This is a genomic window from Ruegeria sp. D3 (assembly GCF_056534465.1).
The window spans coordinates 211,122-233,141 of the sequence record NZ_JBQFPK010000009.1 but is presented as its reverse complement, the minus strand read 5'-3'; the positions used below and the strand labels follow the sequence as shown (position 1 = coordinate 233,141).

The following is a 22,020-nucleotide window of genomic DNA, read 5'->3' as shown; positions in this document are numbered from 1 at the left end:
CCAGTCTATCCTGAGCGTCTCAACCGTCTTTCCAGTCCGTCAGCACCGTCTCCAGCGCCCCAGCACCGCCTCAGCAGCGCCGGTGAAGGGGTATTTACGGATTAGGTCTGGGACCTGCAACCCCCATTTTGAAAAAACTTTACATTTCTCAGAAGAAACTTCCGGACCTTAATAAAAACAATAAGTTACCTTCACAAACAGGATCAAAAACCCGACCATGGACGCGCCTTAATCCTGAAGCACGATCGCTTTCTGTGGAATCGTACCCAATGCTTGGTACGCCTGCTGGATCCAGCCAAAAGAAACGCCGCCCGAGTTCCCTCGCGCGGCGTCGTTTTGTGAGTGGTGGTAGTCTTAACTATTTCAGGTCGAACCGGTCCGCATTCATCACCTTGGTCCAGGCGGACACAAAGTCGGCGGTGAACTTGGCTTCGGCCCCGGACTGGCCATAGACCTCGGCCAGCGCCCGCAGTTGCGAGTTCGAGCCAAAGACCAGATCAACACGGGTGCCGATCCACTTGACCTCACCGCTGGCGCGGTCGCGGCCCTCATAGACGCCCTTGCCTGCGGGTTTCCATTCGGTGCTCATGTCCAGCAAGTTGGTGAAGAAGTCGGTGCTGAGGGTACCGACTCGATCCGTGAACACGCCGTGCTTGGTATCGCCGAAATTGGCACCTATCACACGCAGGCCACCGACAAGCGCTGTCATCTCGGGCGCGGACAAGGTCAGCAGTTGCGCCTTGTCGACCAGCAACTCTTCGGGTGAAACGGTATAGTCACCTTTCTGGTAGTTGCGGAAACCATCAGCGATGGGCTCCATCACAGCAAAGCTATCTACATCCGTCTGGTCCTGCGACGCATCGGTACGGCCCGGAGTGAACGCAACCTCAACTTCTTGGCCCGCAGCCTTGGCTGCCTGTTCGATACCCACGCTACCTGCCAGAACGATCACATCGGCAAGCGAGACCTTTTTGCCGCCCGACTGCGCATCGTTGAACGCGGCCTGAACACCCTCGAGCGCGGACAGCGCCTTGGACAATTTCATCGGCTCGTTCACATCCCAGTCTTTCTGGGGGGCAAGGCGGATACGGGCACCATTGGAACCACCGCGCTTGTCCGACCCGCGGAAGGTCGAGGCCGAAGCCCAAGCGGTCGATACCAGTTCCGACACCGACAGGCCGGTTGCCGCGATCTTGGCTTTCAGGTCGGCTACGTCCGCGTCATCCACCAGATCGTGATCCACAGCGGGGACGTTGTCCTGCCAGATCAGCTCTTCGGTCGGGGCCTCTTCACCGATATAGGCCGAGCGGGGGCCCATATCGCGGTGGGTCAGCTTGAACCATGCGCGAGCAAAGGCATCGGCGAACTCTTCCGGGTTTTCGTGGAAGCGTTTCGAGATCGGGCCATAGATCGGGTCCATGCGCATCGCCATATCGGCGGTGGTCATCATGGTTTTAACCTTTTTCGACGGATCATGCGCCTGCGGGGCCATGTCTTCTGCTTTGACGTTCACCGGTTCCCAGATCCACGCGCCCGAGGGGCTTTTGGTCAGGTTCCAGTCATAGCCGAACAGCAGGTCGAAATAGCCGTTGTCCCACTTAGTGGGGTTGGCCGTCCACGCGCCCTCGATCCCCGAGGTGGTGGTGTCGTCACCCTTGCCCGAGCCAAACTTGTTAATCCAGCCAAAGCCCATCTCTTCAATCGGAGCGGCCTCTGGATCGGGACCGACCAGATCGGGATCACCCGCACCATGGGCCTTACCAAAGGTGTGGCCACCTGCGACCAGAGCGACAGTTTCCTCGTCATTCATCGCCATACGACCGAAGGTGTCGCGGATATCACGGCCCGAGGCCAGCGCGTCGGGCTGTCCGTCCGGACCTTCTGGGTTCACGTAGATCAAACCCATCTGCACGGCGGCCAGTGGGTTTTCCAGATCCCGCTCGCCCGAGTAACGGCTATGCGGGTTGTCCGTCGGGGCCAGCCATTCGGTTTCCGAACCCCAATAGATGTCCTCCTCTGGGGCCCAGATGTCTTCGCGACCACCGGCGAAACCGAAGGTCTTGCCGCCCATCGACTCGATGGCGCAGTTGCCCGCCAGAATCATCAGGTCGGCCCAGGAAATCTGGTTGCCGTATTTCTGCTTGATCGGCCACAGTAGACGACGCGCTTTATCGAGGTTGCCGTTGTCCGGCCAGCTGTTCAGCGGAGCAAAACGCTGGTTCCCGGTCGAGGCCCCACCACGGCCATCTGCCGTCCGGTAGGTGCCCGCGCTGTGCCACGCCATACGGATGAAGAACCCGCCGTAATGGCCATAGTCCGCAGGCCACCAGTCCTGCGAATCCGTCATCAGCGCATAGAGGTCTTCCTTCAGCGCCTTCATGTCCAGAGCCTTGAACGCTTCGGCGTAAACGAAATCCGCATCCATCGGATTCGAGGCCGGTCCGTGCTGATGCAGGATCGACAGGTTCAGCTGGTTCGGCCACCAGTCCCGGTTAGACCGGGTTCCTGCGCCGTGCATGACAGGGCATCCGCCTGCTTTGGGGTTATCACTTCCGTCCATGTCGATCTCCATTCCTGGCAAAATTCCGGCGCTGTGGCGCCGCTAAAAACTCGGTCGGTCAAGAACACATATAGATGACACTTTTATCCATCCTACAGGCGCCGCGAAAATTCGCGCAGGCAGCAGGGCGGGCAACAGCGACTCTCGGGTCTTGTCGACGCCACTCCTAGCAAATTCAAGCTATGCTAAAAAGTTTTGTTTTCAGATGATTGTGATAACTAAAAATTATCACAAATAGATCATCCGTCTCGCGTTAATGAGTCCAAACCAACCCGGTAATCAGGATACAGAAGTTTCACGCCCAGTTCATCCTTGATCCGGTCGTTCCTGACGCGCTTGTTCTCATTGTAGAAGCTACGCGCCATGGGGGTTAGTTCCGCCTCATCAAACGGGACCGCGGGTGGTAGCGGCAGCCCCTGCAATTCCGCCGCATAGGCAATTACGTCTTGTGGAGGGACCGGCTCATCATCGCAGACGTTATATATGGCCCCCGGATTGGGCGCAGACATGGACGCAGCAAGAACCTGCGCAATGTCGGCCACATGAATGCGAGAAAATACCTGACCCGGCTTGATGATCCGCCGCATCCCAACGCGTTTCAGTTTGGAAAATGGACCGCGTCCGGGGCCGTAAATCCCGGCCAACCGAAAGATATGGGTCGGCAGGTTCGGAATACTCAACCATTGTTGCTCGGCTTGAACCCGCCATTTGCCGCGTTGGGCGGTGGGCGTCGCAGGCGTGGATTCATCCACCCACGCACCTTGATGATCACCGTAAACGGCGGTTGTGGACAAGTATCCAACCCACTTGAGCTGTGCAGCCCGTGCCGTGATTTCGTCTTGCAGCGCTGCTAGAACCGGATCGCCATCAGCATTGGGTGCCGTTGAGATCAGCAGATGCGTCACCCCGTCCAGATTGACCTGCTGTCCCGGCCAGACAACTGGTTCCGCCCCAGATGCCCGTAAAGCCGGTGATTGCGCCGGATCCCGCGTGGTTCCGATAGCCCGCCATCCATGGGGCGCCAGCAGTCGCGTCAACTCCTGCGCGGAATAGCCATGACCAAACGAAAATAGAGTACCTGTCATGCCGCCATTGATGATCCGCAAATCCACCGGATGCAAGCGGGGTCGACGGGATACTTGATTCGAATCTCTCAATGCGCCTTTCTTTTAGGCATGAGTGACAAAACCCCCGATCTGCACACGGCTTATGCGCTTGAAACACCCGAAGATAACCGACGGCTATATGCCGAATGGGCCGGGGACTATGACGAAGGCTTTGCCACCCGAGAGGATTACCAGCTGCATATCAGCACCGCCCGCGCGTTTGTCGGCGCAGGAGGTCAGGGTCCGGTGCTGGATGTCGGAGCCGGAACAGGATTGTGCGGAGCCGTTCTTGCAGGTTTGGGTGTCGGACCTATCGACGCCACCGATATCAGCGCCGAGATGCTGGATCAGGCCATGCGCAAGGATATCTACCGCGACGCGATAGAAGCTGACCTGAACGAGGGTATCCCGGTTCCGCGCGAAAACTACTCGGGCGTCGTGTCGTCAGGCACCTTCACCCATGGCCATCTGGGCCCCGAGGCTTTGATGCCCTTGCTGCGCGTCGCCCGCCCCGGAGCGCAATTCGCCCTGTCGATCAACGCTCAGCACTATGAAAAACTGGGGTTTGCCGAAGCTCTGCACAAACTGGCACAGGGCCAGATTAGGAATCTCGCCCTACCCGAGGTTCGAATCTACGGCGAACTTGCCAACGGCCCAAACAAGGACGATACGGCTTTGATCGCCCTGTTCGAACGAGTTTAGCGCCCCTTCCAGACCGGATCGCGTTTTTCAGCAAAGGCGCGGGCACCTTCCAGATTGTCCTCGGATCCGTACAGAGTATCCACGGTCGGCAACTGCCGCCGTGTGATCCGGTTCATGGCGTCCTGAAACTTGGAGTCTTCGGCCTCGCGCACGATCTCTTTGATCGCGGCATAGACCAGAGGCGGCCCGCTGGCCAGCAAACGCGCCAGTTCCCATGCGCGGTCCATCAGCTGATCGCCGGGTACGATTTCGTTGACCAGACCCCAGTTCTTGGCCTCATCCGGGGTGAACCAGCGGCCCGTCAGTAATAATTCCATCGCGATGTGATAGGGGATGCGCTTGGGCAGTTTGACACTGGCCGCATCCGCAACGGTACCGGATCGGATTTCGGGCAGGGCAAAGCTGGCGTGATCTGCGGCGATGATCATGTCCGCGCTCAGCGCCAGTTCCAGCCCTCCACCGCAGGCGATTCCGTTCACGGCGGCAATCACCGGCTTGTTCATATCGCGCAGCTCTTGCAACCCGCCGAAGCCGCCCACACCATAATCGCCATCCACTGCGTCGCCATCCGCCGCAGCCTTCAGATCCCAGCCGGGGCAAAAGAACTTGTCGCCGCCGCCGGTGATGATCGCCACGCGCAGGTCCGGGTCATCGCGGAAATCCCGAAACACCTCGCCCATAACGCGGCTGGTGGCCAGATCAATCGCATTCGCTTTGGGGCGGTCCAGAGTGACCTGCAATATAGCGCCGTCGCGCTGGGTTTTGACCGGGTTCATGTGCGTGCCTTTCGGATCAGAGCATCCACTGCCACGGCACCTTCCGGCCCGCAGATAAGCGGATTGATTTCAACTTCGCTGACATGGGTGGCATTGGCAATAACATAGGCCTGAACGGCCTCGACCGTATCCAGGATCGCGCCTATATCTGCGGCAGGCTTGCCGCGATAGCCAGCCAGCAACGGCGCACAGGCCAGCTCGCCCAGCGCCTTTTCAACTACATTCCGAGGCGACGGGATCAGCAGAGACACCGAGTCCCGTAGGATTTCCGTCAATACCCCGCCCGCGCCTAAGGTCAGAACATATCCATGGGCCGGATCGCAGGTGACACCGACCAGCAACTCTGCCACGCCTTCGGGCGCCATTTCCTCGATCAGAACCTCAGAGGTACCGATCTGGGCCGCGACCGCTGGCAGATCGTCGGCGCTGACTCCTAACTGAACCGCCCCGTGGTCCGACTTATGGGCCAGTCCAACGCCCTTGACGGCGAAAGGACCGGTCAGGTCACCCGCACTGGCGGCATCGGCCTGAATCACCAACCTTTTCGGAGTGGACACACCGAAGGCTGCAAGCTGGTCCTTGGCCTCCGCCTCGGTCAGCGTAACGTTTGGATTGGCAGTACTGGGAAGGACCACCGGATCAGAGTCCTGACCTGCAGGGCGCGCCGCCGCTTCGACAGCCGACAGTGCCTCATGCAGCCCGGCGAAGGGAATAACGCCGCCATCCATCAGTCGCTGCGCGACGTCCTCGGGCATCAACTCGGGCAGAGTTGCGGTCACTGCAAAGGGCCGCCCGGTTTGTGCCACGCAATTCAACGCGGCCTGCGTCGCACAGCTCCAATCCGTTTGATCCGTGTGCGGGTAGTCCACAATGGCCATGGTCAGAGCCTGTTCAGGCCCCATCATCGCCGACCAGGCGCGCGTCATCGCCTGCGTGTCGCGCCAGATATAGGTGTGGTAGTCCAGCGGGTTCGCCAGCGCCACCATCGGCCCCAATGCTGCGCGCAGATCGGTGCGTTGCGTATCCGTCAGAGGCGGAAAGTGCAGATCGCGCCCCTCAGCCATATCCGCGGCCAAACTGGCCTCGCCCCCCGAGCAGCTGATCGTACCAAGCCCGTTACTGTCCAGACGCCCGGTTACATGCAACAGCTTGAGGCATTCCAGAAAGCTGGGGATGTCATCCAATCGGGCAATCCCCAACCGATCCAGAAACGCCTGCGCACCCGCGTCTTGACCCGCCAGCGAGGCCGTATGCGAAATCGCTGCCGCTTGGGCATGGACCGACCGACCCATCTTCAGCGCGACAATCGGGACACCGCGCTGACGAGCCTTTTTAGCCAGCGCCTCCCATTTGCGCAGATCGCCAAACCCTTCGATATGCACGCCGATGGCCGTAATGCGGTCTTCATCCAACAACGCCGAGGCAATCTGGGCCTGATGCGTCTGTGCCTGATTCCCACAGGTCAACATGAAGGCCAACGGCAAAGCGCGGCGTTGCATGGTCATGTTGATCGCAATGTTCGAGCTTTGCGTCAGGATCGCCACCCCGCGATCCACGGGCCGCATGCCGTGCTGATCGGGCCAGACGGCCACGCGATCCAAACCGTTGACGAAACCATAGCAGTTCGGCCCCAATATCGGCATCTCACCGGCGGCGGCGATCAGTTGATCCTGCAAGCCCGCGCCTGATTGGTCTTCGGCCAGAGCCTCGGTAAAACCCGAGGCAAAACAGACCGCGCCGCCTGCACCCATCGCGGACAGAACCGTAACCGCCTCGACGGTTGCGTGGCGGTTGATCCCGATAAATGCCATGTCTGGTGCAGAGGGTAAATTTTCGAGCGTTGCGAACGCCCGCTCCCCAGCAACTTCGACCGCTTTGGGATGGACCGGCCAAATCTCGCCCTTGAACCCGAATTTGCGGGCCTGCTCGATGACCGCCGCACACCACGCGCCTCCGCCGATCACGGCGATGGTTCTAGGGTTCAGCGCTCGGGCCAGCGCTGTTGTCATGCGCCCAGCGCCCGCAGCAGATCGCGGCTGATAATGTGGCGCTGAATCTCGCTGGTTCCGTCCCAGATGCGTTCGACACGCGCGTCACGCCAGAATCGCTCCAGCGGGTAGTCGTCCATCAGACCCATTCCGCCATGCACCTGAATCGCCGCATCTGTCACCCGGGCCAGCATTTCAGAGGCGTACAGTTTGGCCGAGGCGATCTCACGGTTGGCGGGCAGCCCCTTGTCCAGACGATCGGCGGCGGCAAGGGTCAGCAGATCGGCGGCGTCAATCTCGGTGATCATGTCTGCAATCTGGAATGAGACGCCCTGAAACTTGCCGATCTTCTGGCCGAATTGCTCACGCGTGGCGGCATAGTCCAGCGCATAGTCGAACGCCCGCCGCGCGCGCCCGACCGACATGGCGGCAACGGTGATCCGGGTGGCGTAAAGCCAGGTGTTCATCACCTCGAACCCGCCATCGACCTCGCCCAGAACCTGCGCATCCGGCAGGCGGCAATCGTCGAAGTCCAGCACCATGTTCTTGTAGCCGCGATGGCTGACCGACTTGTACCCATCCCGGATTGTGAAGCCGGGAGTGCCGCGATCGACCAGAAAGGCAGTGATGCGTTTCTTGGGGCCTTTCGGCGTCTGATCTTCACCGGTTGCGATGAAGACGATGATAAAGTCTGCATGTTCCGCGCCAGAGATGAAGTGCTTGGTGCCATTGACCACCCAGTCGCCCCCATCACGCACGGCAGCGCATTTCATCCCCCGCACGTCCGAGCCCGCACCGGGTTCAGTCATCGCCAGCGCGTCCATCTTTTCACCCCGGACGGCAGGCATCAGGTAACGGTCGACCTGATCGCCCTCGCAGGCCATCAGGATGTTTTGCGGCCGTCCAAAGAAATGGTTCAGCGCCATGGATCCCCGGCCCAACTCGCGTTCGACCAGCGCAAACTCCAGATGGTTCAGCCCGGCACAGCCGACGCTTTCGGGGAAGTTACAAGCATAAAAGCCCAACTCGATCGTCTTGCGTTTGATCTCGGCGGCAATCTCGTGCGGGACCTCGCCGGTGCGCTCCACCAGCTCTTCATGCGGGTAGATTTCGTTTTCGACAAAGCTGCGAACGGTCGCGGCGATCATCTCTTGTTCGTCGGACAGGCCATATTGCATCTGGGGTCTCCACATCTGGGGTTGCGGGTATCCTGACGTGGCTTGCCAAGCTGAACATGCAGAAATAGACCTAAATCATGCAAAGATGGATCAAATCGCCCGCTGCGCCGCAGCAATTCGGAGTGCTTCTGTTCGACGGCTTTTCCAACCACTGCCTGGCGAATACGGTCGAACCCTTGCGGGCTGCGAATTCCATCGGTGGGCGCAAGCTGTATGACTGGCAATTTCTGTCACTAGATCGTGCGCCCGTCACGTCATCTTCGGGGCTGCAAGTCGCACCACATGACATCTTGCAGAATGCACGGGGCGATACGTTGCTCGTCATGCCCTCTTACGGGTTTCGCGCCCATGGCGGGTGGCGGACGCTGGCGGGGTTGCGATCCGCAGCGGGGCGTTACAGTGCGCTGGCCGGGCTGGACACAGGAAGCTGGTTGTTGGCGCTGGCCGGATTACTGGACGGGCACCGTGCGACGATCCACTGGGAAGAATTGGGCAGTTTTACCGAGCGGTTCCCAGAGATAGACGCACAGCGCGAACGCTACGTGATCGACGGCGACCGCATTACCTGTTCTGGCGCGATGGCGGCGTTTGATCTGGTGCTGCACCTGATTGGGCGAGACCACGGGCAGGCTTTGGCGCTGGAGGTAGCGCAGCTTTTCATGACACGCGATTCCGCAAGGTCTCATTCCGGCGGGGCGGGTGCGACCAGCAGCTATGTGAACAAAGCGCTGGCGCTGATGCAGGAACATTTGGAAACGCCCTTGCCTATCCCCGAGATCGCCCGCCGGGTTGGACGATCGCAAAAGGCACTGGCGGCCCGAATGCAAACCGAACTGGGCGCAGGCCCCGCACAGGTCTATCGCCGCCTGCGCCTGAATCTGGCCCGGAAACTGGCAGCCGAGACCGACCTGACCATCACCGAGATCGCCCTGCGCGCAGGCTATGACGACCCCAGCGCCCTGACCCGCGCTTTTCGGACCGAGTTCGGGACCACCCCGCGCGCAATGCGATCCGGCTAGGTATACATCTGCTTTTTATAGGCCCGCGTCCGCGTCGTCGCCTCGGCAGACCCATCGTGATAGGTGCCGAACCACTTGTCGAAGGGGATTTCCGAGGTGCCATAGTTGCACTCGAAATACCTGTGATGAAGCTGGTGGAAAAAGTCCCCCGCACGGGCCGCTTCAGTTTCTCCGGCTTTCAGCTTTTCAAACCCTGAATGAGACAGAACCGGGCTGATCTGCTGGAAATACGTGTGAAACAGCAGATGCAGAGGGTGGGACTGCACGATCAGATGGATGAAATAGGTCGTGAAATACAGCAGGTTTTCATACCAATGGTTCGATATCCCCGACCACGGGCCGATATTGACGTTGCGGTGATGCACGGCATGGACATGTTTATAGAGTTTCGGGTGATGCTCCAGCCGATGCACCCAATAGAAATGCAAGCCAGACCACATCGGGATGAACAACATCCAGACGACAAACCAAATGGGCGCGCTGGCCCAAGTGACTGTCGGCACATATCCGTTGGCCATCGCCCAATAGATCACCCATTGATACACGGTCGCCACGGTCATGGCGCTGCCCAGCGTCCACCAGATATTGTCCCAGACCTGATTGCGGAAGGTGAAATTGCCGTTGTCTCGGGTCAGGTCGCGACGGTCGAACTTTTTGTACATGCCCTGCCCCTTGCGCATGTAGAGCCACCAATGCAGCCCGCCCGCCACCAAGATCTGAGGCACCATGTTCAGCAGCCAAATGCGGAACATCCACCCCGGAGCAAAGCTATTCATTGACTCTAACCCAGGGAAAAATACGACATAGGCAATGACCGCCAGCCCCATACACAGGGTCAGTGAGGTAATCTGCAACCACGCCCCGCTATACCACTTCAGCACGGAGGCGGGGCGCGGAGGCCACGCGAACAGCGGGTTCAAACCCACAGGGCCTTCGGGGTGATAGTGCCAGCGGGCGGCTTCGGGGTCTTGTGCAGTATCAGTCATGGAAATCCCTTTAACTGGCGTAGTCCGAACCCTCTGCATCCAGCAGAGCCTTGATTTCCCGCAGATGCGCCTCGGCCTGATCGGGGTAGTCGTCCAGTTCCTGCGCAGTCTTTTCCGCAATCTCATCGGACAAGACACGCAGGGGCTGGCCGGTTTGCAAAGCGCGGATATATGTCTCGGCCGCACGCTCGAAGTAATAGAGGCGGTTGAACGTATCGGCCGGGTCGCTGCCAGTCACCAGCACGCCATGGTTGCCCATGATCATGACCTTCTTCTTCGGGTCCGACAGCATCGCGGCGCAACGCTCACCTTCGCTTTCGAAGGCCAGCCCGCCGAATTCCTGGTCCACCACATAGCGGTTGTAGAAGGTGGCAGTGTTCTGGTCGATCGGCGGTAGGGTGCTATCGGCCAACGAGGCCAGAACGGTTGCAAAGATCGAATGCACATGCATCACACAGCGCGCATGCGGGCAATGGCGGTGGATCGAGCCATGCAAGCCCCAAGCGGTCGGGTCGGGCGCGCCCGGCTGATCCATCACATCGGGATCATTGGCATCCAGCAGCAACAGATTCGACGCCTTGATCCGTGCGAAATGCATCTGATTGGCGTTCATCAGGAACTGCGTTCCGTCCTCGTTGACGGCTAAACTGAAGTGGTTGGCCACGGACTCGTGCATGTTCAGGCGTTCAGTCCAGCGGAAGGTGGCAGCCAGGTCGACCCGCTCGGGCCAGTGGTCGATATTGGGACGCAATTCGGTGACGGTCATGGCGGGCTCCTCCATCTGGTTTCTCAAGAAGGTGGCGACGCAAGGCAGATTTGACCAACGAAAAATTCTCACCTATTCCATAAGCTGAACTAATGGTGAGGTTATACCAATGCAGACATCGCTTCCTCCGCTGGGTTGGCTGCGTACGTTCGAGGCCGCCGCGCGACACTTGTCGTTCACCGGTGCGGCGCGTGATCTGAACATGACGCAAAGCGCGGTCAGTCAGCAGATAAAATCGCTTGAGGGTTATCTGGGCCAACCTCTGTTTCTGCGCCGTCCCCGCGCGCTAGAGCTGACCGAGGCCGGAATCACCTATCTGCCCGTGGTACGTGAGGCGTTTCGCACGCTGGTGCGTGGCACGCAGGCCGTCACCGGCGCGCAGCAGAACGCGGTTCAGGTTCAAAGCAACATCACTTTTGCCGTGAACTGGTTGGGACCGCGCCTGCCCCGGTTCCGGGCTGCGCACCCGGATGTGCAATTGAACATCTTCACCGAACTCTGGGAGCCGCGCGAAATGGCCGAGGGCGCGGCGGTCGAAATCCGCTATTCCCTGCGCCCGTCCGACACGGTGCGCACCGAGTTACTGCGCACCGATCACTATTACCCGGTCTGCGCGCCGGGCTATGAAGTGCGGCTGGAAGATATTCAGGAACAACCCCTGTTTGACTGCTCGAACCTGCTGTCGAACTGGCAGAACTGGATCAGTGAACAGGATCTAAATTGGGAAAATTCGCCCATAACCTATTCAACAACCTATCTGGTTAGCCTGTCTGTTGCGATGGCCGGGGGTGGGTATTGCCTGACCCATGACACCATAGCTCGCGACCTGATCGAGCGCGGACAACTGGTGGCTCCGTTTGAGTATCGTGCGGAGATGCCCGAGGCTTATTACCTGCTGCTGTCGCCTCAGGCCGAGGAGACGCCGGGTGCCGTCCTGTTCGCCGATTGGGTAAGGCGGGAAATTGCCCGCGATCTGGCGGGGTAGGCGCTCCCGCCCATCGTCAGGGACGCTTGCGCGCGCCCTCCTTCGGTTGGGCCGGGCAGCGCTGACGCGCTGCATAACGGTTTGATGATAGATGTTCGGCAGGGGTTGCACCTTCGGACACATTCAGAAAAGTTGAGCCATGGAATATACGCCTTTCCCAAGTTGGCCCGATACCGCCCCCCGATTGATCGCTGTTGCCGCTGGACGTGATCCAGCCGACATGGTCGTGCGCGGAGGGATCTGGGTGAATGTTCACACACGTGAGGCGCTGCCGGATCACGACATCGCGATCGCCAGCGGGCGCATCGCCTTTGTGGGGCGGGATGCCTCGCATTGCATCGGCCCAAAGACGCAGATCATCGAAGCCAATGGGCGCTATATGCTGCCGGGTCTGTGCGACGCGCATATGCATATCGAATCAGGGATGCTGACCCCGGCGGAGTTTGCCCGCGCGGTGATCCCTCATGGTACGACGTCAATGTTCACCGACCCGCATGAGATTGCCAATGTGCTGGGACTGGATGGCGTGCGGATGATGCATGACGAGGCGATGATGCAACCGGTCAACATCTTCACCCAGATGCCCTCTTGCGCGCCGTCGGCCCCAGGGCTTGAAACAACGGGCTATGAGATCACCCCCGAAGACGTGGCCGAGGCTATGAAATGGCCCGGCATCATCGGGTTGGGTGAGATGATGAATTTCCCCGGTGTGATTCACGGCGACCCCAAGATGCTGGCCGAGATCGCGGCGACTCAGAATGCGGGCAAAACCGTGGGAGGACACTATGCATCACCCGATTTAGGGCCTGATTTTGCGGCTTATGTTGCCGGCGGCCCCGCTGACGACCACGAGGGAACTTGCGAAGCCGACGCCATCGCTCGGGTGCGGCAGGGGATGCGGTCGATGATGCGGCTGGGCTCGGCCTGGTATGACGTGGAAAGCCAGATCACGGCGGTGACCGAGAAAGGGTTAGACCCGCGCGGCTTTATTCTGTGCACAGATGATTGCCACTCGGGCACATTGGTGAATGAGGGGCATATGAACCGCGTGGTGCGCCACGCGATTGCCTGCGGATGTGACCCGCTGATCGCACTGCAAATGGCGACGATCAACACAGCCACCCATTTCGGGCTGGAACGCGAGATCGGGTCAATCACACCGGGCCGGCGGGCGGATATTATCCTCAGTTCTGATTTGCGCGAGCTTCCAATTGAGGTGGCGATCGCTCGCGGCCAGATCGTCGCAGAAAATGGCGCGATCACCGTGGACTGCCCACATCTGAACTGGCCGGACAGCGCGCGCAATACGGTGCATTTGGGCCATGTGCTGGCTGATACGGATTTTGAAATCAAAGCCTCCGAGGGTGCCAACCGCGTGCGGGCCAATGTGATCGGCGTGGTGGAGAATCAGGCCCCGACCAAGGCGCTGAAGGCGGAATTACCCATCATCGGTGGGCTGGTCGAGGGCGAAGGCGACGTTTGCCAGATCGCGTTGGTCGAACGCCACCGCGCGACCGGTGGGGTCACGAACGCGTTTGTTTCGGGCTTTGGGTATCAAGGGCGCATGGCCATCGCGTCAACCGTAGCGCATGACAGCCACCACATGATCGTTGTGGGGACCGACCGCGAACAGATGGCACTGGCAGCGAACCGTCTGGCAGAGGTGGGCGGCGGCATCACCCTGTTCCGCGACGGCGAGGAACTGGCGCTGGTGGAACTGCCGATCGCTGGCCTGATGTCCGACAGTCCCGCCGCCGATGTCGCCGCCAAGGCGGACTGGTTGGTTCAGGCGATGCAGGACTGCGGCTGTCAGTTGAACAACGCGTATATGCAGCACTCGTTGCTGGCCCTTGTCGTGATCCCCGAACTGCGGATTTCCGACCTTGGGCTGGTGGATGTACGGACATTTGAAAAGATCGACCTTTTGGAACCCCTCGCATGACAATAATAAGAACACCCGACGTCCCAAACCCTGAGAAGTTCACCGATCCTGCCGCAGCCGTGGCGCGCCTGGAAGAGCTGTACGAAAAGGCCACAAGTTTTCTGTGCGAAAACTTCGCCAAAGCGATGGAGGCAAGCACTCCGTCTGAACGATTCAGAGCCTATTACCCAGAAATTCGCATTAAAACGACCTCGTACGCTCATGTGGACAGCCGTCTGAGCTTTGGTCACGTCGCCGAACCTGGCACCCACGCCACAACGGTCACACGGCCCGATCTGTTCCGGGCCTATCTGACCCAACAAATTGCCCTGCTGATCAAGAACCATGACCAACCTGTGATGATTGGTGCCTCGGATACTCCGATCCCGGTCCATTTCGCCGTGGCCAATAACCCCGACCTCGTGGTGCCGCATCAGGGCGCGGCGGGGTTCACCTTGCGCGATGTGTTCGATGTGCCGGACCTGACGACAACCAATGACGATATCGTCAACGGAGTGCATGACCACGAAACCGAGATTGGCCCGCTGGCGTTGTTCACCGCCCAGCGCGTGGATTATTCGCTGGCCCGTCTGGCGCATTACACTGCCACCGATCCCAGCCATTTCCAAAACCATGTGCTGTTCACCAACTACCAGTTCTACGTGTCCGAGTTCGAGAACTACGCCCGCGAACAACTGGCCGACCCCGAAAGCGGATATACCAGCTTTGTGTCGACCGGGAATGCGCAGATCACCTCGGCCGACGGCGTTTTGGAGCAGCCTCTGAAGCTGCCTCAGATGCCGACCTACCACCTGAAACGCGCCGATGGGTCGGGGATTACACTGGTCAATATCGGGGTGGGGCCATCCAACGCAAAAACCGCGACCGACCATATCGCAGTTCTGCGACCACATGCGTGGCTGATGGTTGGCCACTGCGCCGGCTTGCGCAACACGCAGGCGCTGGGGGATTTCGTGCTGGCCCATGCCTATCTGCGCGAAGACAAGGTGCTGGACGATGACCTGCCCGTCTGGGTCCCGATCCCGCCCCTGGCCGAAGTGCAGGTGGCGCTGGAACGCGCCGTGGCCGAAGTCACGGAACTGGACGGCTACGAGCTGAAGCGCGTCATGCGCACCGGCACTGTCGCCTCGGTCGACAACCGCAACTGGGAACTGCGCGATCAGTCCGGCCCGGTGCAGCGCCTCAGCCAGTCTCGCGCGATTGCGCTGGATATGGAAAGCGCCACGATCGCCGCCAATGGATATCGGTTCCGGGTGCCCTATGGCACTTTGCTCTGTGTCTCGGACAAACCGCTGCACGGGGAATTGAAGCTTCCGGGCATGGCCTCGGACTTCTATACCACACAGGTCAGCCGCCATTTGGCGATCGGAATTCGCGCGATGGAACACCTGCGAGGCATGCCGCTTGAGCGTCTGCACAGCCGGAAATTGCGTTCTTTTGACGAAACAGCCTTTCTCTGAAGCAAAAAAGCAACGTTTTCCCCCTATTTTTAGGGTTTTTCGCGCTACTATTCGTTGTGTTCGGCCACAATATCCCGTTACAGTTACGCGGTGAGGCCCAAGACATCGGGCACGTTAAGGAGACCAAGAAATGGCAAAGCCTATGACAAAGACTCAGCTGGTTGCTGCTCTCGCTGAGGAAATGGGGACTGACAAAAAAGCCGCGAACGCCGCGCTGGAGGCCATGACCGGCCTGATCACACGCGAAGTTTCGGCCGGCGGCGCAGTGACCCTGCCCGGCGTTGGCAAAATCTACTGCCGCGAACGCCCCGAGCGCATGGTGCGCAACCCCGCCACCGGCGAGCAGTTCAAGAAAGAGGCCGACAAGGTGGTTAAAATGACCATTGCGAAGGCACTGAAGGACAGCGTGAACGGCTGATCTCAGCTGTCGCAATGATACGATCAAGGGCCGCCGGTTGGGGGCCCTTTTTCTTTGGGATCAGTGCAAACTTAACAGCACTTCCAGATCACGACGGCTGAGCCGGTTCATCAGGGCCCGATCGTCTGCGGATAGTTTTGCTTCCTTACGAATATACGTTTCAAGGTACGTCGCGATCTCACTGGTTGGGCGATAGTACAGATCAGGCGAAGATTGACTGAGTTCATCCACAAGCCGAAACAGCAGCTTTTTCTGCCGCTCTGAATCCAAGTCTTTTCGCTTCTCTTGCAACATAACAAGCTACGCCTTTGTCATCGTCACTTATAATCTAGCGTGCCGAAAAGTAACTCCAACTCCGGTAAGAATTAAATTGTGCGCCGCGCGTCTGGTGCCCTCATGAGATTCCTAGTTACTACGGCCAGACGGTACATCTTGCGACCCTTACTGATTTAAGGAACAGTGCGCGAAACCAACAAGGGGGATGGGCGATGGATCTGCGCGCCATGGCCATGGGGCTGACATTTGCACTGATCTGGTCGTCGGCCTTTACTTCGGCGCGGATCATCGTGATGGACGCTTCACCGTTGTTTTCGCTGGCACTGCGCTTTTTGATTTCCGGGTTGATCGGCGTGGCCATTGCACGCGCAATGGGACAGAGTTGGCGGCTGACGCCGCAACAATGGTACGCGACCATCCTGTTTGGAATCTGCCAAAATGCCCTGTATTTGGGTCTGAATTTCTACGCAATGCAAACGATTGAGGCGTCGGTTGCCGCCATTATCGCCTCGACCATGCCACTGCTGGTGGCGCTGGCAAGTTGGCTGTTTCTGGGCGATCGTCTGCGGCACATGGGCGTGATCGGCCTTCTGGCAGGGTTTGCAGGCGTCGCCCTGATCATGAGCAGCCGCATCAGCGCGGGCGTTGATATGTTCGGCGTGATGCTCTGCGGTGTTGGAGCCTTGGCGCTGACCTTCGCCACCTTGGCGGTGCGCGGGGCGACCTCGGGCGGGAATTTCATGATGGTTATGGGGTTGCAGATGCTGGTTGGTTCAGCCGTTCTGTTCGTCGCGGCTCCCGTATTCGAGACGATCTATATCCACCCCACGGTGCCGTTGGCGCTGGCTTTCACCTACACAACCCTTTTCCCCGGCTTGTTGGCCACTCTGATCTGGTTCCTGTTGCTGGACCGGATCGGAGCGACCCGCGCAGCCACCTTCCACTTCCTTAACCCTGTTTTCGGCGTGACGATTGCTGCGTTGCTACTGGGGGAGAAACTCGGCCCACTGGATGCCGTTGGCGTACTAATCACCACCGCCGGGATTTTGGCCGTGCAGTTATCGCGGCAACCTGCTCAGGGCAGCAAAGCCTCGACCTGAGACAGCACTTGCCGGGAATCGGGGCGCATGGTTGCGCCATAGGTCGCTATTACTTCGCCTTCAGTGTTCAGAAGGATTTTGTTGAAGTTCCAACTGGGCTCAAATCCTGTCTGCTCCGCGACCTGTTGATAGAAAGGATGCGCTTTTGCGCCTCGAACCGGGGTGATGTCGGTCATTGGCAGGGTCAGGTTATAGTTGAAGTCACAGAATTCCTTGACCTCTTCCGCCGAGCCCAACTCCTGATTGAAGGAATCCGAGGGCACCGCCAGCACCACCAGCCCACGCGGGCTATAATCCTCATGCACCTGCTGTAGCGCACTATATTGACCGGTAAAGCCACAATGCGAGGCCGTGTTCACCACCAAAACCGGTTGCCCCCGCCAATCCGCGATCGACAGGGTGCCGCCGTCGATGGACGGAAACTCTCCGGTCAGCGGCGCGGCCTGCACGGTGCGCCCGGTCAGAATCAAAGCGGTCAACAGCAAGATGCGGAACATGGTGAACTCTCCTCTGCCTCAGTATACGCGCCAAATCGCCTACCGGATCAACGCACGAGGACGCGAGGTGCGTGAATCAGGCTTTGATTTCTGCGCCTCAACCCCCAAATAATGGTGCAACCCAACCGACCGGAGGATCCATGACCCAATACACCAAATCCCCCGAGGCCATCGCCGCCCTCTCACCTGAAGAATACCATGTCACGCAGAACAGCGGGACCGAACGTCCGGGCACCGGCAAGCTGCTGAACAACAAGGAACCGGGGATCTATGTGGATATCGTTTCGGGCGAGCCGCTGTTCGCCTCGACCCACAAATACGAATCCGGCTGTGGCTGGCCCAGTTTCACCAAGCCCATCGTGCATGAACATGTGGAAGAATTTCACGACGCCACCCACGGCATGATCCGAACCGAGGTGCGCTCGAAATACGGCGACAGCCATCTGGGCCACGTCTTCCCCGACGGTCCGCGCGAACATGGCGGGCTGCGCTATTGCATCAACTCAGCCTCCTTGCGGTTTGTCCACCGCGATGACATGGAGGCCGAAGGCTATGCCGACTATCTGATCCATGTGGAGGAAATCTGATGACCGAAGAACGCGCTGTCCTGGCCGGAGGTTGTTTCTGGGGAATGCAGGACCTGATCCGCAAACTGCCGGGCGTGTCCCGCACCAGCGTCGGCTATACCGGCGGCGATGTCCCCAACGCCACCTATCGCAACCACGGAACCCATGCCGAAGGGATCGAGATTTTCTTTGATCCCGCGCAGATCAGCTATCGTGAGTTGCTGGAGTTCTTCTTCCAGATCCACGATCCGACCACGGTAAACCGTCAGGGCAATGACCGCGGGATGAGCTATCGTTCGGCTATTTACTATGTGGATGACGCACAGAAACAGGTGGCCTTGGACACGATTGCCGATGTGAACGCCAGCGGCATCTGGCCCGGCAAAGTCGTGACCGAGCTGGAGCCCGTCGGTGATTTCTGGGACGCCGAGCCCGAGCATCAGGACTATCTGGAGCGTATCCCCAACGGCTATACCTGCCACTTCCCGCGCCCCGACTGGGTTCTGCCCAAACGCGACGCGGCGGAATAAGCGATCAGCCGGCGGCAACCCTTGGGCGGCCGCTGGCTTCAACCGTGATCATGGCTTCGACAAACACCTCCTGCGCCTCGACGCGGGCAGTGCGGATGTCGCGGTCAACGATCACGCGGATATCCTCGGCCCCGGCGTCACGCACCGCGCCTTCGGCCTCGGATCTTAGCACGGATTCCAGCAGGGTTAGCGCCGCCTCTGAATCGTTGAAATCTTGCGGCCCGTCCTCAAGATGCACTCGGAACTTGCCTTCGGACGGCGACGTGACTGTCCCCGCCCGGCGCAAAGTCAGGCGACCGACGACCGCACCGATGGCATTGGCCACGCCAGTGTGTTCGGGCAGGATCATCTTGCAATGCAAACGCTCCCCGACCGCCGGGTAATAGCTGGGGGCCGACGCACCCAACCCGATCACATCCACGTTCAACGCCGCATCCAACGCCAGCAGGCCCCGATGCCCGGCCAAGCCCTTGCGCGTTAGAACATGCCGCGCCAGATCGGCGGAAGGGATACCAAAATCCTCGGCTTCTTCGGCAAAAGCAGTCTCTAATAAGATCAATGAGGTCTGTTCGGTCAACTGATCCACGATCATCTGCGCCAAAGCCTCGGGCGTTTTCGCCAGCACATCACCCGACCCGACCCGTTTGCGTGACACCAGTTCCAGAGCCTTAAGCGCGGCCTCGGCATCCCAGGCGTCCAGCCGTCCCAGAACGTGGCTTGCATCCGACGGCGTCACGCCCGAGACCTGAACGATCCCGCGATCCACCAACCGCGTCAGAGCCCCATTCTCCATCCGTGTGCGCAACAGGTCGCTCAGCGGCAAAACCTGATCGCCAAGACGGTCCAACAACACCTCTTCCCGCGCACCCAGCCCCTCGGCATGGATACCGGGCACGCGACGGGCAAACCGCGTGTCATGTTCACCTACCGTGGTCGCGCGCAGTTGTTTGTCCAACTCAGCATGCACCACATCCGGGGCCTCGGCCGCGATCAGCGACACTGGCAATACCCTACGCGGCCCAAGGACCACGCCGCCTCCCAGCCCCTCAGTCACCACATGGACCTGACTGTCGCCGCCCAAACCATGGGTGCGCATCGCCACCGCCTCGACCATGGTGCGGAAACCGCCAACCTGCGCACCATTGGGATCAATCGCGGGCTTACCGTCGCGGATCAGCGCAATATCCGTGGTTGTCCCGCCAATATCCGATACCAAGGCATTCTCAGCCCCGGTCAACCAACTGGCCCCCACGATCGAGGCTGCAGGCCCGCTGAGGATCGTCTCGATCGGGCGCTCCCGCGCCTGCTCGGCGCTCATCAACGCGCCGTCACCGCGCACCACCATCATTGGCGCGGTGATGCCCAGCGCCAGCAACTGATCCTGCGCCCGTCCGATCAGCCGGTCGATCATCCCGATCAGCCGTGCGTTTAATACCGCCGTCACCGCCCGTTTCGGCCCATTCAGCTTGGCCGACAGGTGATGCGAGCAGGTGACCGGAGCCCCCGTCCGCTCGGTAATAATCCGCGCCGCTTCCAACTCATGCGCGGGGTTGCGCGTGGCAAATTGCGCGGCGACAGCAAAGCCGGAAATGCCTTTACGAGTGTCTAAAAAGGCCTCCAACGCGGCCACATCCAACAGCGTGGCTTCGCTCCCCGCATGACTGTGACCCCCAGCAATCACCAAGGCTGGATCACCTTTCAACGCGTCGCGTAACCCGTGCCGATCCAAATCGCCTTCCTTGAACCCGATATAGACCAGCGCCACACGCCCGCCCTGCCCCTCGACCAGAGCATTGGTGGCCAAAGTGGTCGACAAAGATGCCATGGAGATTTGCTCAGGGCCAACTGCCGCCTGTTCCAACACAGCCGAAATCGCTTTGCCCACGCCGATTGCCAAGTCTGCTCGCGTGGTCAGCGACTTGGCCGAAGCGATCACCTCAGCCTCATCCCGGATCAGCACCGCATCCGTATAGGTTCCGCCCGTATCCACCCCCAAAGCCAGCGCCATCGGGTTCTCCTTCCTGTTCGCTGAATTGGGTGTAGCGGTTTGGACCGACACGTCCAGCCTGTTTGCGGCACTTATGGCAGTTGTTGCACCGCCCAGCGCGCGGCATCAGCCACGGATGGATCCGGATCTTCCACCAACCCCTGCGCCACCGGCTTCAGCGCGGGCAAACCGGAATTGCCAATCGCATACAGCACATTGCGCACAAACCGATCCCGTCCGATCCGCTTTATGGGCGAGCCCGAGAACTTGACCCGAAACGCCGCATCATCCAACCCCGCCAATTCAGCCAGAGGCGGGGCCACCAAATCATCCCGCGCAGCATAGCGAATATCACTGGCCGCAACGGCGAACTTGTTCCACGGACAGGCCGCCAGACAATCATCGCATCCGTAAATCCGATTGCCCAACTTGCCGCGCAGCTCTTCGTCCACCGGGCCCTTATGTTCGATAGTCAGATAAGAGATGCAGCGCCGCGCATCCAATTGATAGGGCGCAGGAAACGCATTCGTTGGACAGGCATCCAAACAAGCGCGACACGATCCGCAATGATCCACCTCGGCCATATCCGCAGGCAGGTCCAATGTGGTGAAAACAGAGCCTATAAAGGCCCAATTTCCCCAATCACGGCTGACCAGATTGGTGTGCTTCCCTTGCCAACCCAACCCCGCCGCATGGCCCAGGGCCTTCTCAGGCACCGGCGCTGTATCAACAAACACCTTCACCTCGCCGCCACCTTCGGCAATCAACCACTGCGCCAACCGCTTGAGGCGTTTTTTCACCAAATCATGGTAATCCTTGTTCTGCGCATAGACCGAAATCGCAGCCCGGTCTGGATGGCTCAAAACCTCGGTAGGATCATGTTCAGGCGCATAGCTCTCGGCCAACATGATCACTGACTGCGCCTCGGGCCACAAAGCCGACGGATCGCCCCGCCAATGGGTCCGCTCAGCCATCCATCCCATCTGCCCGTGATACCCAGCATCCAAAAACGCCTGCAATCGCGCTGGCACCTCGGGCACATCCCACGGCCGACAAATCCGACAGGACACAAACCCCTCGCTCAATGCCCGAGCGACCACCTTGCGCTTTAAATCCGATCCGCTCTTCATCTGGCTAAAAATACCTTCGGGGGGAATCGCGCCCCGGCGCGATGGGGG

20 protein-coding genes are annotated in these 22,020 nt (G+C 59.7%); 9 read left to right on the top strand and 11 right to left on the bottom strand.

The window, feature by feature from the left end:
- Positions 1–358: 358 nt before the first annotated feature.
- Together katG and ACR0DX_RS14970 are read right to left on the bottom strand one after the other, a co-directional pair.
- Positions 359–2,560, bottom strand: a complete 2,202-nt coding sequence (gene katG, locus ACR0DX_RS14975; protein ID WP_480846570.1) for a catalase/peroxidase HPI — start codon at positions 2,558–2,560, stop codon at positions 359–361.
- A gap of 239 nt (positions 2,561–2,799) precedes the next feature.
- The gene (locus ACR0DX_RS14970; protein WP_170355532.1) at positions 2,800–3,645 is read right to left on the bottom strand and encodes an SDR family oxidoreductase; all 846 of its coding nucleotides are present in this window, start codon (positions 3,643–3,645) and stop codon (positions 2,800–2,802) included.
- A 90-nt stretch (positions 3,646–3,735) separates the two neighbouring features.
- Here ACR0DX_RS14970 and ACR0DX_RS14965 point away from each other — a divergent pair, with 90 nt between their 5' ends.
- Positions 3,736–4,368, top strand: coding sequence for a class I SAM-dependent methyltransferase (locus ACR0DX_RS14965; RefSeq protein WP_170355533.1), 633 nt, complete (start codon positions 3,736–3,738; stop codon positions 4,366–4,368).
- Here ACR0DX_RS14965 and ACR0DX_RS14960 read toward each other — a convergent pair.
- From ACR0DX_RS14960 to ACR0DX_RS14950, 3 genes are read right to left on the bottom strand one after another with little or no spacing between them, the layout of a single operon-like run.
- Complete coding sequence (locus ACR0DX_RS14960; protein ID WP_170355534.1) at positions 4,365–5,144, bottom strand: carnitinyl-CoA dehydratase; 780 nt, start codon at positions 5,142–5,144, stop codon at positions 4,365–4,367. The genes ACR0DX_RS14965 and ACR0DX_RS14960 overlap by 4 nt on opposite strands.
- Positions 5,141–7,153, bottom strand: a complete 2,013-nt coding sequence (locus ACR0DX_RS14955; RefSeq protein WP_480846567.1) for an acetate--CoA ligase family protein — start codon at positions 7,151–7,153, stop codon at positions 5,141–5,143. The genes ACR0DX_RS14960 and ACR0DX_RS14955 overlap by 4 nt, the downstream gene beginning before the upstream one ends.
- Positions 7,150–8,310, bottom strand: coding sequence for an acyl-CoA dehydrogenase family protein (locus ACR0DX_RS14950; RefSeq protein ID WP_170355736.1), 1,161 nt, complete (start codon positions 8,308–8,310; stop codon positions 7,150–7,152). The genes ACR0DX_RS14955 and ACR0DX_RS14950 overlap by 4 nt, the downstream gene beginning before the upstream one ends.
- 77 nt (positions 8,311–8,387) lie before the next feature.
- Here ACR0DX_RS14950 and ACR0DX_RS14945 point away from each other — a divergent pair, with 77 nt between their 5' ends.
- The gene (locus ACR0DX_RS14945) at positions 8,388–9,329 is read left to right on the top strand and encodes a GlxA family transcriptional regulator (protein ID WP_170355536.1); all 942 of its coding nucleotides are present in this window, start codon (positions 8,388–8,390) and stop codon (positions 9,327–9,329) included.
- Here ACR0DX_RS14945 and ACR0DX_RS14940 read toward each other — a convergent pair.
- Positions 9,326–10,315, bottom strand: coding sequence for a sterol desaturase family protein (locus ACR0DX_RS14940; protein ID WP_480846565.1), 990 nt, complete (start codon positions 10,313–10,315; stop codon positions 9,326–9,328). The genes ACR0DX_RS14945 and ACR0DX_RS14940 overlap by 4 nt on opposite strands.
- A 10-nt stretch (positions 10,316–10,325) precedes the next feature.
- Complete coding sequence (locus ACR0DX_RS14935) at positions 10,326–11,081, bottom strand: class II aldolase and adducin N-terminal domain-containing protein (RefSeq protein ID WP_170355538.1); 756 nt, start codon at positions 11,079–11,081, stop codon at positions 10,326–10,328.
- A 109-nt stretch (positions 11,082–11,190) separates the two neighbouring features.
- Here ACR0DX_RS14935 and ACR0DX_RS14930 point away from each other — a divergent pair, with 109 nt between their 5' ends.
- The 4 genes from ACR0DX_RS14930 (at position 11,191) to ACR0DX_RS14915 (ending at position 15,886) form a co-directional block, all read left to right on the top strand.
- Positions 11,191–12,066, top strand: a complete 876-nt coding sequence (locus ACR0DX_RS14930) for a LysR family transcriptional regulator (protein WP_170355539.1) — start codon at positions 11,191–11,193, stop codon at positions 12,064–12,066.
- A gap of 139 nt (positions 12,067–12,205) precedes the next feature.
- Positions 12,206–14,008: an adenine deaminase gene (gene ade / locus ACR0DX_RS14925; protein ID WP_170355540.1), complete on the top strand. Its 1,803-nt coding sequence runs from the start codon at positions 12,206–12,208 to the stop codon at positions 14,006–14,008.
- Positions 14,005–15,468, top strand: a complete 1,464-nt coding sequence (locus ACR0DX_RS14920) for an AMP nucleosidase (RefSeq protein WP_170355541.1) — start codon at positions 14,005–14,007, stop codon at positions 15,466–15,468. The genes ade and ACR0DX_RS14920 overlap by 4 nt, the downstream gene beginning before the upstream one ends.
- 130 nt (positions 15,469–15,598) lie before the next feature.
- Positions 15,599–15,886 (top strand): HU family DNA-binding protein, encoded by a 288-nt coding sequence (locus ACR0DX_RS14915; RefSeq protein WP_039533371.1) that lies wholly within the window; start codon positions 15,599–15,601, stop codon positions 15,884–15,886.
- A gap of 60 nt (positions 15,887–15,946) precedes the next feature.
- Here ACR0DX_RS14915 and ACR0DX_RS14910 read toward each other — a convergent pair whose 3' ends face one another.
- Positions 15,947–16,180, bottom strand: a complete 234-nt coding sequence (locus ACR0DX_RS14910) for a hypothetical protein (RefSeq protein ID WP_170355542.1) — start codon at positions 16,178–16,180, stop codon at positions 15,947–15,949.
- A gap of 194 nt (positions 16,181–16,374) precedes the next feature.
- On the opposite strand from ACR0DX_RS14910, the gene ACR0DX_RS14905 reads away from it, so the two are divergent.
- Positions 16,375–17,262, top strand: a complete 888-nt coding sequence (locus tag ACR0DX_RS14905) for a DMT family transporter (RefSeq protein WP_170355543.1) — start codon at positions 16,375–16,377, stop codon at positions 17,260–17,262.
- On the opposite strand, the gene ACR0DX_RS14900 is transcribed toward ACR0DX_RS14905, so the two are convergent.
- Positions 17,238–17,759, bottom strand: coding sequence for a glutathione peroxidase (locus ACR0DX_RS14900; protein ID WP_170355544.1), 522 nt, complete (start codon positions 17,757–17,759; stop codon positions 17,238–17,240). The genes ACR0DX_RS14905 and ACR0DX_RS14900 overlap by 25 nt on opposite strands.
- 140 nt (positions 17,760–17,899) lie before the next feature.
- On the opposite strand from ACR0DX_RS14900, the gene msrB reads away from it, so the two are divergent.
- Both msrB and msrA read left to right on the top strand, forming a co-directional pair.
- The gene (gene msrB, locus ACR0DX_RS14895; protein WP_170355545.1) at positions 17,900–18,346 is read left to right on the top strand and encodes a peptide-methionine (R)-S-oxide reductase MsrB; all 447 of its coding nucleotides are present in this window, start codon (positions 17,900–17,902) and stop codon (positions 18,344–18,346) included.
- Positions 18,346–18,855, top strand: coding sequence for a peptide-methionine (S)-S-oxide reductase MsrA (gene msrA / locus ACR0DX_RS14890; RefSeq protein ID WP_353392425.1), 510 nt, complete (start codon positions 18,346–18,348; stop codon positions 18,853–18,855). The genes msrB and msrA overlap by 1 nt, the downstream gene beginning before the upstream one ends.
- A 4-nt stretch (positions 18,856–18,859) precedes the next feature.
- Here msrA and ACR0DX_RS14885 read toward each other — a convergent pair whose 3' ends face one another.
- Together ACR0DX_RS14885 and queG are read right to left on the bottom strand one after the other, a co-directional pair.
- Positions 18,860–20,863: a hydantoinase/oxoprolinase family protein gene (locus tag ACR0DX_RS14885; protein ID WP_170355547.1), complete on the bottom strand. Its 2,004-nt coding sequence runs from the start codon at positions 20,861–20,863 to the stop codon at positions 18,860–18,862.
- A 71-nt stretch (positions 20,864–20,934) separates the two neighbouring features.
- Complete coding sequence (queG, locus tag ACR0DX_RS14880; protein ID WP_170355548.1) at positions 20,935–21,972, bottom strand: tRNA epoxyqueuosine(34) reductase QueG; 1,038 nt, start codon at positions 21,970–21,972, stop codon at positions 20,935–20,937.
- Positions 21,973–22,020 lie beyond the last annotated feature (48 nt).

Coding starts and splice junctions, on each gene's coding strand:
- katG (WP_480846570.1), bottom strand. CDS start 2,560: ATGGACGGAAGTGATAACCCCAAAGCAGGCGGATGCCCTGTCATGCAC.
- ACR0DX_RS14970 (WP_170355532.1), bottom strand. CDS start 3,645: ATGACAGGTACTCTATTTTCGTTTGGTCATGGCTATTCCGCGCAGGAG.
- ACR0DX_RS14965 (WP_170355533.1), top strand. CDS start 3,736: ATGAGTGACAAAACCCCCGATCTGCACACGGCTTATGCGCTTGAAACA.
- ACR0DX_RS14960 (WP_170355534.1), bottom strand. CDS start 5,144: ATGAACCCGGTCAAAACCCAGCGCGACGGCGCTATATTGCAGGTCACT.
- ACR0DX_RS14955 (WP_480846567.1), bottom strand. CDS start 7,153: ATGACAACAGCGCTGGCCCGAGCGCTGAACCCTAGAACCATCGCCGTG.
- ACR0DX_RS14950 (WP_170355736.1), bottom strand. CDS start 8,310: ATGCAATATGGCCTGTCCGACGAACAAGAGATGATCGCCGCGACCGTT.
- ACR0DX_RS14945 (WP_170355536.1), top strand. CDS start 8,388: ATGCAAAGATGGATCAAATCGCCCGCTGCGCCGCAGCAATTCGGAGTG.
- ACR0DX_RS14940 (WP_480846565.1), bottom strand. CDS start 10,315: ATGACTGATACTGCACAAGACCCCGAAGCCGCCCGCTGGCACTATCAC.
- ACR0DX_RS14935 (WP_170355538.1), bottom strand. CDS start 11,081: ATGACCGTCACCGAATTGCGTCCCAATATCGACCACTGGCCCGAGCGG.
- ACR0DX_RS14930 (WP_170355539.1), top strand. CDS start 11,191: ATGCAGACATCGCTTCCTCCGCTGGGTTGGCTGCGTACGTTCGAGGCC.
- ade (WP_170355540.1), top strand. CDS start 12,206: ATGGAATATACGCCTTTCCCAAGTTGGCCCGATACCGCCCCCCGATTG.
- ACR0DX_RS14920 (WP_170355541.1), top strand. CDS start 14,005: ATGACAATAATAAGAACACCCGACGTCCCAAACCCTGAGAAGTTCACC.
- ACR0DX_RS14915 (WP_039533371.1), top strand. CDS start 15,599: ATGGCAAAGCCTATGACAAAGACTCAGCTGGTTGCTGCTCTCGCTGAG.
- ACR0DX_RS14910 (WP_170355542.1), bottom strand. CDS start 16,180: ATGTTGCAAGAGAAGCGAAAAGACTTGGATTCAGAGCGGCAGAAAAAG.
- ACR0DX_RS14905 (WP_170355543.1), top strand. CDS start 16,375: ATGGATCTGCGCGCCATGGCCATGGGGCTGACATTTGCACTGATCTGG.
- ACR0DX_RS14900 (WP_170355544.1), bottom strand. CDS start 17,759: ATGTTCCGCATCTTGCTGTTGACCGCTTTGATTCTGACCGGGCGCACC.
- msrB (WP_170355545.1), top strand. CDS start 17,900: ATGACCCAATACACCAAATCCCCCGAGGCCATCGCCGCCCTCTCACCT.
- msrA (WP_353392425.1), top strand. CDS start 18,346: ATGACCGAAGAACGCGCTGTCCTGGCCGGAGGTTGTTTCTGGGGAATG.
- ACR0DX_RS14885 (WP_170355547.1), bottom strand. CDS start 20,863: ATGGCGCTGGCTTTGGGGGTGGATACGGGCGGAACCTATACGGATGCG.
- queG (WP_170355548.1), bottom strand. CDS start 21,972: ATGAAGAGCGGATCGGATTTAAAGCGCAAGGTGGTCGCTCGGGCATTG.